This window comes from Prosthecochloris marina, from assembly GCF_003182595.1.
GTDB lineage: Bacteria > Bacteroidota > Chlorobiia > Chlorobiales > Chlorobiaceae > Prosthecochloris > Prosthecochloris marina.
The window spans coordinates 118,486-134,365 of the sequence record NZ_PDNZ01000003.1 but is presented as its reverse complement, the minus strand read 5'-3'; the positions used below and the strand labels follow the sequence as shown (position 1 = coordinate 134,365).

At 42.5% G+C, this 15,880-nt stretch carries 14 protein-coding genes; 2 read left to right on the top strand and 12 right to left on the bottom strand.

The features are described 5' to 3' along the window. Positions 1-246: 246 nt before the first annotated feature. Together CR164_RS04925 and CR164_RS04920 are read left to right on the top strand one after the other, a co-directional pair. Positions 247-981, top strand: coding sequence for a hypothetical protein (locus CR164_RS04925; RefSeq protein WP_110022825.1), 735 nt, complete (start codon positions 247-249; stop codon positions 979-981). A gap of 4 nt (positions 982-985) precedes the next feature. Beyond that, positions 986-1,957: a hypothetical protein gene (locus CR164_RS04920; protein ID WP_110022824.1), complete on the top strand. Its 972-nt coding sequence runs from the start codon at positions 986-988 to the stop codon at positions 1,955-1,957. Here the strand turns inward: CR164_RS04920 and CR164_RS04915 are convergent. From CR164_RS04915 to CR164_RS04855, 12 genes are all read right to left on the bottom strand, one after another. After that, the gene (locus CR164_RS04915) at positions 1,952-2,878 is read right to left on the bottom strand and encodes an ATP-grasp fold amidoligase family protein (protein ID WP_110022823.1); all 927 of its coding nucleotides are present in this window, start codon (positions 2,876-2,878) and stop codon (positions 1,952-1,954) included. The genes CR164_RS04920 and CR164_RS04915 overlap by 6 nt on opposite strands. 321 nt (positions 2,879-3,199) lie before the next feature. Beyond that, positions 3,200-4,306: a glycosyltransferase family 4 protein gene (locus CR164_RS04910; RefSeq protein WP_110022822.1), complete on the bottom strand. Its 1,107-nt coding sequence runs from the start codon at positions 4,304-4,306 to the stop codon at positions 3,200-3,202. Between the two features lie 3 nt (positions 4,307-4,309). After that, entirely contained in the window at positions 4,310-5,398 is a 1,089-nt protein-coding gene (locus tag CR164_RS04905) for a glycosyltransferase family protein (RefSeq protein ID WP_110022821.1), read from the bottom strand. Between the two features lie 146 nt (positions 5,399-5,544). Then, positions 5,545-6,453 carry a glycosyltransferase gene (locus CR164_RS04900; protein ID WP_161953482.1) on the bottom strand — a complete coding sequence of 303 codons (909 nt, stop codon included), beginning with the start codon at positions 6,451-6,453 and terminating at the stop codon, positions 5,545-5,547. 246 nt (positions 6,454-6,699) lie between these two features. Further along, positions 6,700-7,713 (bottom strand): hypothetical protein, encoded by a 1,014-nt coding sequence (locus tag CR164_RS04895; protein ID WP_146204137.1) that lies wholly within the window; start codon positions 7,711-7,713, stop codon positions 6,700-6,702. Between the two features lie 335 nt (positions 7,714-8,048). Further along, positions 8,049-9,029 (bottom strand): glycosyltransferase, encoded by a 981-nt coding sequence (locus tag CR164_RS04890; RefSeq protein WP_161953481.1) that lies wholly within the window; start codon positions 9,027-9,029, stop codon positions 8,049-8,051. A gap of 25 nt (positions 9,030-9,054) precedes the next feature. After that, positions 9,055-10,131 carry a glycosyltransferase family 4 protein gene (locus CR164_RS04885; protein ID WP_239994463.1) on the bottom strand — a complete coding sequence of 359 codons (1,077 nt, stop codon included), beginning with the start codon at positions 10,129-10,131 and terminating at the stop codon, positions 9,055-9,057. A 17-nt stretch (positions 10,132-10,148) separates the two neighbouring features. Further along, a complete protein-coding gene (locus CR164_RS04880) occupies positions 10,149-11,159 on the bottom strand; it encodes a glycosyltransferase family 2 protein (protein ID WP_110022817.1) in 1,011 nt (336 codons plus the stop codon). Positions 11,160-11,199: 40 nt separating this feature from the next. Next, positions 11,200-12,369: a glycosyltransferase family 4 protein gene (locus tag CR164_RS04875; RefSeq protein ID WP_110022816.1), complete on the bottom strand. Its 1,170-nt coding sequence runs from the start codon at positions 12,367-12,369 to the stop codon at positions 11,200-11,202. Positions 12,370-12,581: 212 nt separating this feature from the next. Further along, entirely contained in the window at positions 12,582-13,631 is a 1,050-nt protein-coding gene (locus CR164_RS04865; RefSeq protein ID WP_110022814.1) for a glycosyltransferase family 9 protein, read from the bottom strand. Then, positions 13,628-14,716, bottom strand: coding sequence for a glycosyltransferase (locus CR164_RS04860; RefSeq protein WP_110022813.1), 1,089 nt, complete (start codon positions 14,714-14,716; stop codon positions 13,628-13,630). Before CR164_RS04860 ends, CR164_RS04865 begins: the two co-directional genes overlap by 4 nt. Beyond that, entirely contained in the window at positions 14,713-15,288 is a 576-nt protein-coding gene (locus CR164_RS04855) for a glycosyltransferase (RefSeq protein ID WP_338053117.1), read from the bottom strand. The genes CR164_RS04860 and CR164_RS04855 overlap by 4 nt, the downstream gene beginning before the upstream one ends. Positions 15,289-15,880 lie beyond the last annotated feature (592 nt).

Below are 15,880 nucleotides of genomic sequence, written 5' to 3'. Positions count from 1 at the left end.
AGGCAGATGCCATCCTGAGCCGTATATTTTTAAAATATGATGCCTGTCTTCATATGCAACTGATGTAACGGTACCTGCTGAGTTTTTTTTGTGGCGTTTTTCTGCATCAAGCATGATCGGATAGCATGAAATTATTCGAAGCTGTGTAAGATATTTTATGATTTATTGTTATGGGATTTGTCGATGGATTGGCACATAGGATCAAAATGCCGGTTGTGTAAGCTTGAATTTGTAAACCGATGAAAAATGGAGTTTGAAAGTAAAGCGGTGCCTCTTTTTTGGACCGGCGGATGGGATTCTACATTTCGATTATGTGATCTGGTGCTGGTTGAAAAGCGGGCAGTCAAGCCCATTTATGTGCTGGATCCTGGTCGTAAATCATATAAGGAGGAGATAAATGCTATCGTAGCGATCAGGGCTATGATACGCGAGCGAATAAAAGAGCGGGCTGATTTGCTACAGCCTGTCGATATGGTCCTTAAGGAAGATATACCACCAAATCAGGAGATAACGGATTGCTATAAGGTACTATTGAAAAAGTATAAAAAGTTAGGGGTTCAGTACGAATGGCTTGCAAGATATCTTTCATGGAAAGAATTGAAGGGCGTAGAACTTTCTATTGAAGCGAACCTTTGTTCACCTCTGAGTCCGATTTTTTCAGCGATAATGGAAAAGCTTGAAGGTAAAGAGGGTTGTATGGAACTGCCTGATGACCTGAATGAGCCATTAACGACTGTTTTTGGGTTTTATCGTTTTGCTTTACTGAGAACGACAAAGCATGACATGGTACGCCATGCCTTCCGCAATTCCTTTTACGATATTATGATAAGGACGTGGTTCTGTCATAAACCGAGAAATGGGAAGCCTTGCGGAACCTGTAACCCTTGTGAGTTAGTGATGAAAGAGGGAATGGGTTTCAGGATGCCGCTTCAAGCGAAACTTCGCAATGGGTGGAAAAAGTTAATGGTCGGTAAGAATTGAAGGAATGACTGTTCGATGGAAACTGATTCAGGGGTATGAAAAGAGATCAAAATTTCCGGTAAAAATACTCTTTTCAGGGAGTGATTCGGACTTCGTATATGTAACAAAAATGATTTTCGACGATGGGTTCAAAATTTTGTTACAAGGAAAATTCACTTTGTGGTTTTTTATGCTGGTGGCTCGTTCAAATATTTTTGGATGCGATTTGATGCTGTTTCAGTATAAAAGAGATAAATCTGTTTCGATTAAAAAAAATGAATTTCAACTTCCGCTCTGGATAGGTCAAACTGTATCACTTCCACTATCTTTAGGTAATGAGTCGGTTAAAAGCGATGTCCGGACTATAATAAAAAATAATCTTAGCTATCGGGTAACCAGTTCAAAAAAGCATATAGAGAAGTTTTTGGATGATTTCTGGGTGCCGACTGTGAAAAAAAGGTATCCTGAAAAAAATATCGATGAAGAGATCTGGCAGTGGAAGGATTATGAATGTGAACTGCTTCTTGTTAATGACGGAGCTGATGACATTTCAGGAGCTCTTTTGCGCTACGATCAAGGGGGGCCATACTTATGGCGGAACGGGTTGAAAAATGGAGATTTGTCTTTGTGGAAAACAGGTGGTATTGCAGCAACATATTATTTTTCTGCTGAATATCTGTTTTCTAAAGGTTATCAATCCTTATATCTTGGGCTTGCAAGGGCTTTTTTACGGGATGGGCTTTTTCAGTATAAAAAAAAATGGGGCGGAGTACTGAGCTGCTCCAATAATTATGCTTTCATCCTTAAAATTTTTCGTGATTCAAACGGTATACGACATTTTTTGATGAACAATCCTTTTTTTTCATATTCCAAAGGTAAAATTTGTTCTTCTGTGTTTTATAATGAGTCTCGTGACTGTGATGAAAAAACTTATCACTTCAATGGGGTTGATGGGGTCAAATGTATAAATATTGATGAATTTTTACTGAATTTATAATTCTTTTATGATTTGTCGAGTAAGATGGTTTTTCTTTTTCCAGTAATTGCGTTCCAGTTTCCATAATTTTCCAAGACTTATATCGAATTCTCTTGGTTGCATTTCCATATGTCCAGATGCGGGGTAATGAGTTAATTCACTGAAGTATATGCTGTCTTCGAAAGAATAGAGGTCTACACGAACAAAGTCAAACGGTGATGACAGTGTTTCAGCTATTTCTATCATTTCTGCAAGATTATCAGGCTTTTCAACTTTTGGCCCAACAGAGTTTTTCCATGTGATAGACTGTTTTTGCCAGGCGGTGTCAAAGATGCTGCAGGATATTTTTTCTTTTCTGTTTGTATAAACAAAGATGTAATGGCATTTACCGTGAAAAATGAAAAACTTGAAATCGATAGGAAGTTTGTTTGCATTGTCGGTGAGTAGTTTTTCTATAATGATCATAGGTTTTATATCGATATATGACCATTCATGATTAAAGAGGCCGTAAGGTTTTTTAAGCCATTTTTTTAATCGGTCTTTTATGTCAGTTACATCGACTGAACCATTCTTTTGAACGAATATATTTGTCTGCGAAGCGTGATTGGTTTTTATGATATAACTTTCTGGAAGTGCCCTGAAGTCAATTGTGTCTGGATTGGTGCTAGTTGCATAGAGTGGAATGAGAATATTTGCAGCTTGTTTTTTCCCAAGAACATGACGGATGTACTCTCTGACTCTGTACTTGTCAGCCGTTATCGGTAGAAGCGGGTTTCTGTCATATACTTTTTTCCATATGATCTTTTCGTTGAATGTTTTTGGGTGACGAAGGTCTAGGGGATAGTGAAGTCTTTTGAGAAAAATTCGTTTTTCTTTTTTAAAGCCGTTCAAGTGTTCTTTTGTGCAATGTGTCAGCCATTCTATTTTTTTTGAACTGAGCATGTGAGGTATTCTGAGAGTAAATGCTTTTATGCAAATAGGTTAATGACAGTTTTAATTAGGCATTTCAAACAGAATCTTGCAAACCCTGCCTAAGAAAGGGTGGCATTCAAATCTTTTTGTTTTTGTGTTTTCGGATAAGCACGCTGATTTCATTGTCAGCGGACTTCCGTTCTCCGATGCTCTATGACGAACCTTCGTCTACGTGCTGGCGTCGATCTTCCCAATCATCAACATCGGCGCGGAGGCGTTCATTTTTAACTCGCAAGATGGCTTGAATGAATCCCTGGTTGAAGGGATTTGCTGAGGTTTTAAAAGGAGTGATCAGTCTTCAGACAAAATCTCCTGCAACAATTGGTGTTCTCTCTCAAAAATGTTTTCAATCGAATAATTTGCAGTGACAAATTTTCTTGAGTTTTGACTGAGGGTATTGCGAAGTGGTTCAGAGGCAGCCAGCTTTTTTATAGCTCTTCGTATGCTTTCAGGTTCCGTTCCACAAAGACAAGCCGTTTCTCCATCACTTATGATTTCTCTGATTCCTGGACTATCTGCACCGATGATTGGAACCCCGCATGCCATTGCCTCGATAAGCGTTTTTGGGTGACCTTCATATAAGGAAGGGAGAATGAATATTTTTGATCTGTTGAGATAGTCCGGAAGATCGTGATTCGGAACGTTGCTTTTCCAGGTAACGTCGATCCCGAGATCATTGGCTTTCACTTTGAGCTTTTGCTCCAAAGGCCCACTCCCTATGATGACCGTTCGAAAATCAAGTCCCTCGAGGGCTTCAAGCAAGGCAAAGATGTTTTTCTGCAATATGAGTCTGCCTATGAACAGCAGGTCGATATCGCATTGAGTTTTTCTTGGGGTAAAGATCTTGGTGTCGACATAATTCGGGATGACAGTGGTCTTGTGTTCAGCATCGGGCAGTCGTGATACGATGCTTTGCCGCATTGCTGGGGTTGTTATCTCTATTCGAGAGGCCAATGTATAAAGCCGGGTTTCCTCATTCAGTGCTTTGATGGCTTGTCGTGAATTTTTTCCGTATCGGTTGGCGGTGAATTCGGAATGCAAGTATCCGCTTCGGGCAAGCAGCGGTTTTTTGAAAAGACTCGCTGACCGTAATGCGACTAAACCGCCAGGTGTTTGGTTCGTTTTTATAATATCTGTGTCGCGGAGTTTGCGGGCATGCAGGAGAGGTATTAGTGCGGTATACAGTTTCGTTGAAAGTCTTTTTTCGTTGCAGAGGATATCTATGCCAGGAAGTCGGTCCTTGAAAAGGAGATGATCGTTTTTGCCATAGGTAACGAAACTTACATCAATGCCTTTTGCCTGGTAGTTTTTATAGAGTGCGACTTCACGCTCGAGCATTCCGATATTCTGCCATCGTTCAAGCGAGGCCTTGTAAGTGAAGAAGAGGGTGAGATGCATGGTTCATTGACTTTTCTTTCCTTTGAGTATGTTCTTGCGGAAACTGCGAAATTGTTTCCTGAGCATTGCCATTTTGAATAATGCGGTTTCTGACAGGCTGGGCTTAGGTTGTTTTTTGCGTGCGGCAAGGATTTCCTTTTTTCTCGCCATCATGTCGAGGAAAAGGTCATAGTACGCTGTGCACATTTTATCGGCTGTGTGCGGATAGCGGGACATTTCCCTGAACCAGTATTCGTAGGTTTCCATCATCTTTTCCAGAGCGGAACTGAACGTTTCCGGGATGAAGGAAATACCGAATCCCCGACAGTATTCCGGAAGCGCTCCGCTTTCGATATAGAGTAGTGGCATACCGCACATTGCGCCTTCGATATGATGCATGCCTGCCGGTTCGTTTCTTGATGCTGTGACATAGAGGTGATGGTTGCGCAGTTCGGATGCAAGCGCTGTTCCGCTCAGGGGTTTAATGTGTTGCGTGTTTCTGAACGAGAAATCCTCCGGGGTTCGCCCTATGTAGGTAAAGTTGATACGCTCTTTCCATTCAGGCCGTTCGAGCATGTCGTCGAGCTGACGGTAGATGTCGAACCCTTTTAACCAGTTGTCTCCCCAGTGATGGGTCACGATTTTCAGTGATTCGTGGCGGTTCCAAGGGGAAAACCCTTCGGCGTTGAAGATTTTTTTGTCTCCCCCGTTCAGTATCACGGAGGAACGTTCAGTGGTTATTCCCCGGACGGAGAAATTATCCTTTAGCCAGCTGCTGATGAATATGGTATGGTCAGCGCAGTTGTTAGCGTCGACAAGGAGGTTATTGACACTATCTGTTCCCTTGCGCTCATCGCATTCGTTGATCCTGTGCGCAACCAGCGCTTCAGGATGCACATACCGAAGATAATCCAGGATTTCGCTATCCGTGAAGGTGGACGAGCGAGAGGTTTTTCTGGGTTCAGCCAGCAGAATTATATCGATATCCCGTTCCGAAAGATCGTGTACAACCTTTATGCCCTTCTTGCTGAGGTAATTCGTCAGGGAGGTTGCAAACTGGTTGCCTCCGCCCCACGGGCCCTGCCGGAGTTTGAGCCCTATGCTGATTTTCATGGTTTCCTGTTTGCGTTGAAAAAAGAGTTTGTTTTTCGACCAAGGGTTTTTTACAGTACTTTTTGTGTCTTCAGTCAGAGTCCAGCCAGTGATGAAGATGCATGATTAAAATTTAGATATTTTGATCCGAGCACTTTCCTGGACCGCTAATGTGGATTGATGACTTCAAGTATCAGGGCGGAAGTTTTGGAGATGAATGATTCCCAGGTATTATGTTCGAGCACGGTTCTTCTTCCGTTTATACCAGTCTGCTCAAGAAGCTCATCGTTTGATAAGGCTGAAAGTATAGATGCTTCCAAGTCTGTGTAATTGCCCGGTTCGACCAATATACAGTTCTCATTACTGACTAGGTTGTAACCCTTTTTTATTGGGCCGACATTGCTGACGATGACGCATTTTTGCATGCACATTGCCTGAAGTAGCGTCGTGGTTGCCCCTGTATAGGTGTTTTCCTTTACAGGCAGGACAATAAGCTTACCGGCACTGAATCTCTTGATGGCTTCATCTAAACTAATATTAAATTCGCAATCAAGGTTTCCTGGTTTGTTATGTTTGATATATGAGTGATTAGCCGATGTGACGATAAGAATTTTTAATTTTTTATGCTTAACTGCGAATTGTGCCAGCAAAGCATAATCCCTCATGGGATCGGCCCCGATACTTACGATATCCCATTGCTTGTTCACTTCCAGCAATGGGTTGAAGAACGAAGTCATAATTCCAAGAGGGATGAACGAAACTTTTTCATCTCCTGTATGCAAAAGACTTTTCAAACGCTCTTTTTCAACTATGCTGTAGCAAATGAAATGTTTAGTATTGCGTAGCGAATTTAAGTAAAATTTTCTGAGCACTCTCGTTTTGATTTTGTCTATCTGTTCCGGCAATCCTACACTGACATAGATGATCGGGGTTTTTATCAATCCGATCCGTTTCAAAATGACAGCAGGAATGCCGACATTGTCGACGGTTGAGAGCATTACGTCCGATTTATTGATCGATTTGTGATTTTTTAGAATGGTCAGCCAATCTCCACCAGGAACTCCGAGAATTTTCAAGAATTTATTGATTGTTTTGTTGATTCGGGTTTCCAATGTAGTTTCCTGCCGATCCAGATTGTGTTTTACAGTAAAGCCTTTTGAGGCATAGCTTTCAAGTCCCCATAACAGGTAGTTTTCCGGTCTGTTTGATGGGTTTGCTATGAGTTCTTTTCGTATCAGTTTTTTTTTATAGGCAATGAATAGTTCCGAAGTCGGTATTCTACGTCGCATGTGATGTTTTGGAGAGATGATGAAGTTAGTTTTTCAGGAGGAAATGCGGTTTTCCAGATAATTGTAAAAACACTTTCCAGCGGTCGGTTCTTCAAGGCCAGTAAATTGCAACATGAAGCGTTTTCTGCTTTCTGTTTTCATGGAATAGTATGAAAGCTTCTGAGACGGCATTTTGCTGATAAGCTCCGGGATCTGAGTGTTCCAAACGGCTCCATTGAAAGAGAAGAGTGAGTCGTCAGTTACAGGACACCAGAAATGCTGGTGTGGATCGTGAAACAGCATATCAGGACAGTGAAGGTTTACGAAGGGAACATTGCAGAATACAGATTCGATGACAGTGGTGGAAAAATAGCCCATGCAAAGTGATGCTACCGTAAAAAGTTCCTGGAGTTTTGAAGGGTATTGCTGCGATTCGTCATCGTCTATAATAATGTCGGCTTTTTTGTATACCTCCTCGCTGAAATCAAACTTCCTGCGCGGTTTGACGACCAAGTAAAGATCATTTCTTTCACAGAATGCTTTTGCTGCCTTTATTACCTCAGGTTCATTCCAGCTTTTCAGAAGCCATTCTCTGGCCTCTTTATCCGGCAAGATTCTTCGTAAATAGGAAAACTGTCTTGACAGCTTGCGCCCGAACGGGTCGCGGTTGAAAGAATTGTTGTCGAATTCTTTGCTGATTCTACGTTCGATGTGAAGCCCTGCAAATGCCGCCTGCCAGGCGAAGCTTCTCTTGTGCTTTTTAGCGCCACTGAAAGTATATGGCAGATAGAGCAGGATGTTTTTTCTTTCTGGGATCCCGAATTTCCGCCGGACCTTGTTTTGGTCTATTTTTTTTAACACCGATCCGAACATGTTGCAGCCTATTGGATGAACTTCAGTGTTTGGAGGAGAAAAATAGGTTTTACCGATTTCGATAAACTTCTCATAAAACTGCATGCCCATATCGAACATGTACTTGGTGTAAGGAAAGAAATATCTTTTGAAGGAAGAGCGGATATCCGTTTTTTCGATGTTTTTTATTTCTTTGAAGCTATCCGGACCATGCATAATGATGCACCAAGAACCCCTAAACTTGTTTAGAGATTCCGAGTCAAGGATGAACTCTGGGGGACTTAATGATACAAAATACGTGACATCATTTGCTGATAGGATGCGATCGTTGAGTGCTTTTTGTGAGAAGATCGGAATTTGTCTTAGGAATGGGTGATCCTTTTCATGGAAAGGTGCGTTGTTGATTTCCGGGAATAAGTAACCTTTTGCACTATCTTTACGAAATGAATAATCATGCCAGCATTCAATACTGTGGTTTCTCTTCAGCCCTTCGTCGATTAACGATGCGAAATGCCTATAATTATTTATTCTGTTTACGAGAAAAACAGCTTTCATTGTTTTTTAGTTTTTATAAAATGCTGTTGTCGAATTTCTGTAAAGATATATGAAAAAAGAATGTTGTAGCAGTACTCTTCGGTCATCTCAAGAGAGGTTTTCTGCAGTTTTATCGATAGTTCTTCTGTATAAGAGGAACATTTCAGGATGTTGTAATTCAGCAGCAGTTTCGATGTCTTGATTGCATGCTCTTCCATTTCGGATGCAAGCTGCACTTTTCGTGAGAGAAGGCAAGGTGTACCGCATGCCATACTTTCATAGAACGTTCGAGGGTTCCAGTCTCCTCTCGACAGTATGAGTGTCAGAAGGGATTTTCTGTAAAGTTCTCCCAGCGTTTTTTTTGGAATTTTCCCGAGGTACTCGAAATCGACCTTTTTTTTTCTGAGCAGACTGAAACATTTTTCTGCGTATTGCTCGGATTTGATAGTTCCACAGAAGAGCACTTTTTTTCCCCTCAGGGCCCCGGCTTTGATGGATTGTGCGAACTCGATCTGGCCTTTTCGCCGGTGAATCGCTGAAGGGTAGAGAAGCAAGTTTTCCTTTTTTGAAGGTTTATAGTAAAAAAATGCCCTCTCGTGTTCAGGCAACGGTTTGATGAACCTGCTATCATGGATTATTATTGGATGATGTCGAAGAATCGTTTCCGGAATGATGTCGCTGATCGGGTAGAGGATTTTCAGTTTCGCTGAAAAAAGCAGCCTATGATCTACCGGAAAACTGTTCAATGTCCTTGCAAAAAAGATGTCGATTTTTTTGACCGTTTGTTCTTCGACCTCACATAGAGTTTCGTTCCTTTTCAGAAAGAACAGTTTTTGCTCGTTCGAGAGGAAATAGACTTGTAGCGAAGTATTTCTGAGGATATACCGTGGCAGCCAGTATACCCATCCGTCACCTGAATGTTCCTGAAGGTAGTGGAAGCCGGAAAACACGATGGAGCTGTAAAGGCTGTCGATATGTCGTATCGCTATATGGGGCATCACCAGACTTGGTTTTACTAAATGGTCAGTATTTGATAAAACCGGACATGAATGCGTTCCACTTCGGTAGCTGGTTGTCATAATCATTGGCTTTTGCAGTAATGAAACCTTGCTGTATGATGTCTGGGCGTAGCTGACTATCTTCAAGAACTTGCAATGTAAAATGGGCAAGTGCCTCAGCATTCTCTATATCAGTGAGAAAACCATTTTCACTATGCCGGATCAGGTCGGTTGCTTGGCCTACTTTTGTGCTGATGAGTGGTATCCCACAAACCATTGATTCAAGAACGGCTTTGGGGCCGCCTTCGTCTCGGGAAGAGATTATATAGGCATCGAGTGCATGGTAGTACTGGCTTATGTTTCTATAGTCATTGATGTAGCGATGGACATAAGGGACCTTCATTTTTTCCAGTCCTTGGCGAACGTAGCCTCTTGCGGGCCCGGTGAGCAGAACGAAGAGCTCGGGTACCGAATTGTTGAGGATCTCTATGGCTCTGAGAAAAATATCAGGACCCTTGACCATTTTCGGTATCAGTCCTTCTTTCCAACCGCTTCCGTCTTTTTGAAAGGAGCCGATGACCATGGCATTCATTGGAATTCCCAGCTCTTTTCTGGCTGAAGTTTTTTTCTCTTTTGTTACGGGAGAAAAATAGTTCATGTTGATCCCGATGGGAATCCGAAATACTTTATCGGAAGCAACACCTGTATCGAGAATCACATTTTCCATAAACTTACAGCTTACTTGGATTCGATCAATCTCGGTATGATGACGCTTTATAGTCTGCAACATATTCCGGGAGCCTTCGTCTGTTGAGGGGTTGCCATGATAGTAAGGGAAGGCTAACCGGTGTTTTGGTTTTCGCCAGTTTTGCAGGAGTTCGTAACGGCTCATGTTGAAAAAACACTGTTTTTTCATAAGTCCTTTTGGTTTGCCTTCTATGACATTGATGCCAAGTTTTCTGCAAAGTCTCCCCAGTTCGATGGCATCCCAGGTAAGACTCCAGTTGACATGATCACCTTTGATGAACAGCCGTGTATAGGAGGGCCAGAAAACAGACTGAATTCTTGTGCTAAGCTTTTTTTGCTGTTTCTTTTCTTGCAACTTCCGGATGTTTTTAGTTAATCGGATTTTTTATTGCGATGACGTACGAGGCTTCTGCTATAGAATTTCAGATATTTGAGTTTTTCCGGTCGGTAATGAAGATGTAAGTATGAGGAACGGTAAATGTCCAAGGTTTCTTTACCGTACTGTGTGTTTTTTTTGCAGCAATGCCACCATTTTCTACTCATTTCTTTTAGAAAAACTTCTGGTGAAAAGACTCGTTTCTGTCTATTGATGTCTACGAGGTGTTCAAGCCACTTTTTTGTTTTTTCAAGATCCAATCCTGTACGAGTTTCCGCTATCTGATGATGGATTTCCAGTTCTTCGTCATTGAAGTCATCGACGATGGACTGGAGATAGAGTTTCCGAATCAAGCGGGCATTGCTTTTTTGTAGAACTGCTTTTCTATGGCTGATTTGTGCCGGGTGTTCTCGAAAATATAGAAGTGATTGTCTTAAATTTGCAAAATCTGTCTTTACGGCAAGATGAGTCCAGAGGTTGTAATCCTGTGTGTAGATAAGGTTGTCGGGATAGAGGGCGCCGTTTAAAACGGTTTTTTTCATAATGACTGTCGGATGAAAAAAGCAAGTGTTGAAAAGCAAGGTGATTTTCAACTCTTGATCGGATGTTGGTTGATACCTGAAATTTCTCAGTTTATCACCTTTTATATGGCGCATTCCGCTTCCGCAAACTCCAATATGTGGGTGGGCATCCATAAAACGTACCTGCTGTTCAAGGCGGTGTGGGAGGCTGATGTCGTCGCAGTCCATCCTTGCGATATACTCACCTTTGGCTAGTTCGAGTCCTGTATTGAGGGCATGAACAGTCCCCCGGTTTGAGCCGTTTGCGTGAAGGCGTATGCGTGGATCCTCATACGAAGCTATGATTTCCAGGCTCTTATCGGTTGAACCGTCATCGACTATCAAAAATTCGTAATCGCTAAATGTCTGGCCCAGAATACTTTCGATAGCTCCTCGAAGGTAAGTTTCCCCGTTGAAGACGGGCATAAGGACAGTGACTTTTGGCATAGGAAAAGCCTCGAAAAAGTAATTGCTCTAAAGGGAATTTCTAAAGCTGCGCATTTGCTATGGAAAATATTTTTTCGGTCATGGAATGGTCCGAAAAGTTTTTGATGACATGCTCTCGACCTTTCCTACCCATTTCAGATGCAAGATTTTCATCGTTCAAAAGAGTGATCATCCTTTTTTTCAGTGTTTCCTGATCCCCGTGCCGAACTATAAAGCCGGTCTCTTTATCGATTACGGCTTCTCTTAGGCCACCGGTTGTGCTGACGATAACCGGCAGGCCGCATGCACTGGCTTCCGGTATAACTCTTGGGAGACCTTCTTCCTGATAATGAGGGTAGTATACCGGTTCAGATGTCAGTGCGAAAACATCGGCCATCTGTAGGAGCTTTGGCAGTTCGTCATTACTGACTGGATTTTGAATGACGACATGGTCTTCGAGGCCCAGTTCTTTGACCAGATATTGAATCCGTTGCTGTTCAGGAGCCTGTGGTTTGGCAACTATCATGTAAAGGACATTAGGGATGGTTTTCCTTATCTCATGCAATGCCATGATAACCTGCCGGAAACCTTTTACCGCCATCATTCTGCCCACGGTTATAATCAATGAACAGGAAGGGTCGATATTGAATTGTTTTCTGAGAGCTGATTTTTTCGATGTATCCATTTCAGGATGGAAACGTTCGGTATTGACATTACAGCCAAGTACGATGCTTTTGCATAAGATATTTGGATACATCGATCTGGCAAGACGATCAAGGGATTGGCTCACTGGCATGAACAGGTCAATGGACCCGAAAATGGTATTGATTTTTCTCAGTGTTTTTTCTTTCCTTGGAAAAACATGTTTTGTGATATCTGTACCATGTGAAGAGCAGTAGATCTTAAAGCCAAAAAAGGGTTTGAGCTTGTGAAGAATTTGTAGCTCATCCCAAGTTGCCGCAATAAGTGTGACGTTTTTGTGGGTCAACAAAAATTTCAAAAGGTAAGGTATGCGGTACAGCCAGTGAAATTTTTGCCAGTCATGCCCCTTGATGTATCGTACGTTATCGGTGGATGTAACTTTTAACTTACTGTGTTTTCTATTGCGATGTGTAAGGACTATGACTTGGTGGTTCGAGTGTATCAGTGTATCGAAGAGGTTTTTTGCCCAATGAGCGATACCGCCGTACATTTCCGGAGGGTACTCTGACGTTAACAAAATGTAGAGCATTTTTTTCCATTTACATCGTTAATCGGATAATATTGGCTGTTTGTCCAGTTGTAACTTTGGCAAGGGTTTATTGCAGTTTCCGAAGGTTCAAGCAGTGGAAGACTCAGACATGCTTTTTCAAAATTGTGAACATCTCCCGATTTTTTAATCCGTTCTTTGGGACGGTACATTGATATGTACGTAAAAATGATGGTTGTTGAAAGTGCCGCGATTTAACGCCGCAGAAGTTCATTGATTGCACTGATGACGGCTTCAGATGTAATATCTTTTACGAATTCCGTGTTTGAAATTACTTGTTGATGATCGATCAGGAACGGTTTGAAGCGCGTCTGGTGCTGCAAAGCTTTAACGTAAAGACCTACCACCGGAGTTTTTTGACATGATGCTACATGCACAAGAGATGTGTCAGGAGTGACGAGCAAACGAAGCTTATCGATAATCATTCCGGTTTCGTAAAGGTTCAGCGTCGGGGGAGAGGCAAGAATTGCCGGACATGCACTTTCGAGTCTTCTTTTTGTCTCAAGATCGGCTGGGGAGCTGAGAACAACGAACTTTTGTTCTGTAAAGGTATCGATGACCGTTTTCCACTTATCCTCGGTCCAGTACCGGGTAGGCCATCCTGCACTTATGTTGATTCCTATAGTTCCGTCGAGACCGGATGTTTCAAGAAACTGTGTGATCTTTTCTGAAACCGGTTTTGGCGGTATATACGGACGGCATGATTCCGCAGAAACCGGTTTGTCGAGAATAGTCATTAAACCGCAGTTTTTCAGAGGGATGGGACTGTGGTAATCAACAGTTATGAGGTAGTCGTAAAAGCCTTTGTGAAAATCATTGTCTATGCCTGCTTTGCGATGTGCTTTGATAAGCAGGGAGTGGATGAGAAATGTGGTCGAGGGGTGATCCTTGGTGTTGAAGAGCATATCGAACTTTTGACTGAAAACCCCCTTGAAATATGAAATCAGGTTCCCTTTTGCACAATGAATTGCTGTGACGTTGGAGTCGGTGCTGAAAAATTCGGTGATTGTTTTATTGAATGTAACCAGATGGATTTCTGTATCGGGGAACTCTTTTTTAAGGTGTTTCAAAAGAGGGGTGAGCAATATAGCGTCACCGTACTTTTCCTGCGTAAGAATGGCAATGGTTTTGAGTGTTCCTGTGTACGGTTCAGATAAAAGTGGACGTTTGACAATTTTCTGAAGGATTCTTGCGAGAACCTGGCGGAAAAGACGTTTCTTTTTCCATTTTTTTTTCTGGTTCATCGTTTCGAAGCCTCCAGTTTTGACCACAGATGAGCTTCGAGAGTATCGGTCATATGTTGCATGGTAAAGTGTTGCGTTATACGTTCTTTGCCTGCATTTCCGAACGCGCCGAGCTTTTCGGGATTGTCGATGAGCGAGTCGATGGCATTTGCCAGTGCGGGTGGATCGGCCGGGGGGACAATAAAGCCTGTATTGCCATCTTGCATGAGCTCTCTTGCACCGTTGACATCGGTGGCAACAACTGGCTTCGCCATAGCCATGGCTTCCATGACTACATTTGGCATTCCTTCAAAAAGTGATGCCAGGACGAAAAGATCACACCCTTTCAGGTATGGGAAAATATCATCTGTAAAGCCCTCAAAAACAAAAGATTCATGCAGATCGGCGTCGTCAACCTGCTTCTGGAGTATGGACGCAAGCTTTCCTTCGCCGGAAACAAAAAATACGAGATCGTTGCGCTTTTTCCGGAGAATTTGTGCGGTTTCGATCAGATAGTTGAACCCTTTTTGTTCTGAAAGTCTGCCGGCGCTGTAAATGATTTTCTTGCCCGGAAAACGGGCCTGGAAATCAACCTGTTCAACATGTTCCGGAATGACGATGCCGTTGTAGATGACCTTGACGAAATCTGTTGGAAACCATCCATATCCGGCATAGGTTTCCAGAATGGTTTGGCTGTTTGTAATAATGCCGTCAGTGAGTTTGGTCAGTGTTAGTTTGTGTTTCCATTTTTTACTACACAAGAGCATACCATGTCGGGCAAGAACCACCGGTGTTCCGGCGATTCTTGCGGCTAAACCAGCGACCCTGACATCTTTATTGAGGTTGCAGATGAGAATGTCGATCTGTTGTTCTTTGAGCCAGCGAGCGATCAGAAAGGTTTTAATGGGACTGATATCTGAATGGATTTCGATAACGTGTGTTTTCACCCCTTGCTTTTCAGCGTATCGGAGAATGCGAGAGTCCTGTTTGCTTGCCAGAACTACATTATGACCTTTTGTCGTCAGACCTTTGGCAGCATTGATCATCCACTTCTCACCGCCACCGAACTTATTTTTTCCAATCGAATTAATGAAGAGGATATTCATGCCGGATGTTGCCGTTTTTGCAGTTCCTTGCAGAATACCAAGATTTCTCGTGACATGCGTTCCATCGAAAACATCTGTTTTACCGTTTTTGTGCCTCTGCCAGCTATTTGTTTGGTCAACTCCGGATTGGTATAAAGTTCATTGAACAGTGTAGCCAGCTTGTCTTCATCACCGTATTCCAGAAGAAATCCATTTTCCCTTTCCTTGATGACCGACCGTATCCCGCCACCTGACGTTGTGGTTATGATTGCATTGCCCAGTAATGCGGCTTCGAGCAATGCGTTTGAAATTCCTTCGTTTCGGGAGGTCATAGCGAACACATGGCTCGATGCCAGACATGGGTAGGGATTTTGCAAAAAGCCTTTGAAAAGAATGTAACGGTCTACATTCAGTGATTTCGCAAGTTTTTGCAGCTCGTTTTTCAGCGAGCCCTCACCGATGATAATCAGCCCCGCATCCCGGATTTTTTTCTGGTTGATAAACCGGGCAAACCCTCTAATGAGAATATCGAAACTTTTTCTTGAACTTAGTTCGCCCATTGATGTAACGGTAAAGGTAAACGGTTGTTCAATGTGTTGTTCCTTGGCACAGGCAATGATTTTATCTTTATCCAGACCGTTATAGATTACCCGTACTTTTTCAGGGTCACTGAATCCGGATTCGAGAAGCTTATCTTTGATTGGTTCTGCGTTGACGATAACGCCGTCTGCAAGTTTGTTAAAAATAAAGGATTGTATAGGGCTGTTTTTCAGGTCTCTGACTATACCCAGACGCAGAACATTGAGGCATCTACAAAAGCGGCTTACAATTCCTGCTATAACATAGTCTTTGCGTTTGGAAGGAATAAGAACATCGATATTTTTTTTCGCACGAACGAGACCAGTTTTGCAATGGTTTGAAGGTCTGCTTCATGACGGAACGGCAGATGTATTTTGGGTACGGAAAAACGTTCGCCGACCTTAGTATGGCTGTATGCAAGGTATGTGTTGTTTTCCTTGTTCAAAGCATCGGATGCCAGGTATACCCATTTTTCGTTTCCTCCCCATTTGCGGGCTGAGTTCAGAAAAAGAAAATTCATAGGCTTTGCTTGCATTGCAAAAAGTTGCTGATTTTTCTGAATACTGGATATATGGTTTTAGCCTGTTTTGAAAGAAAAGACTTTTT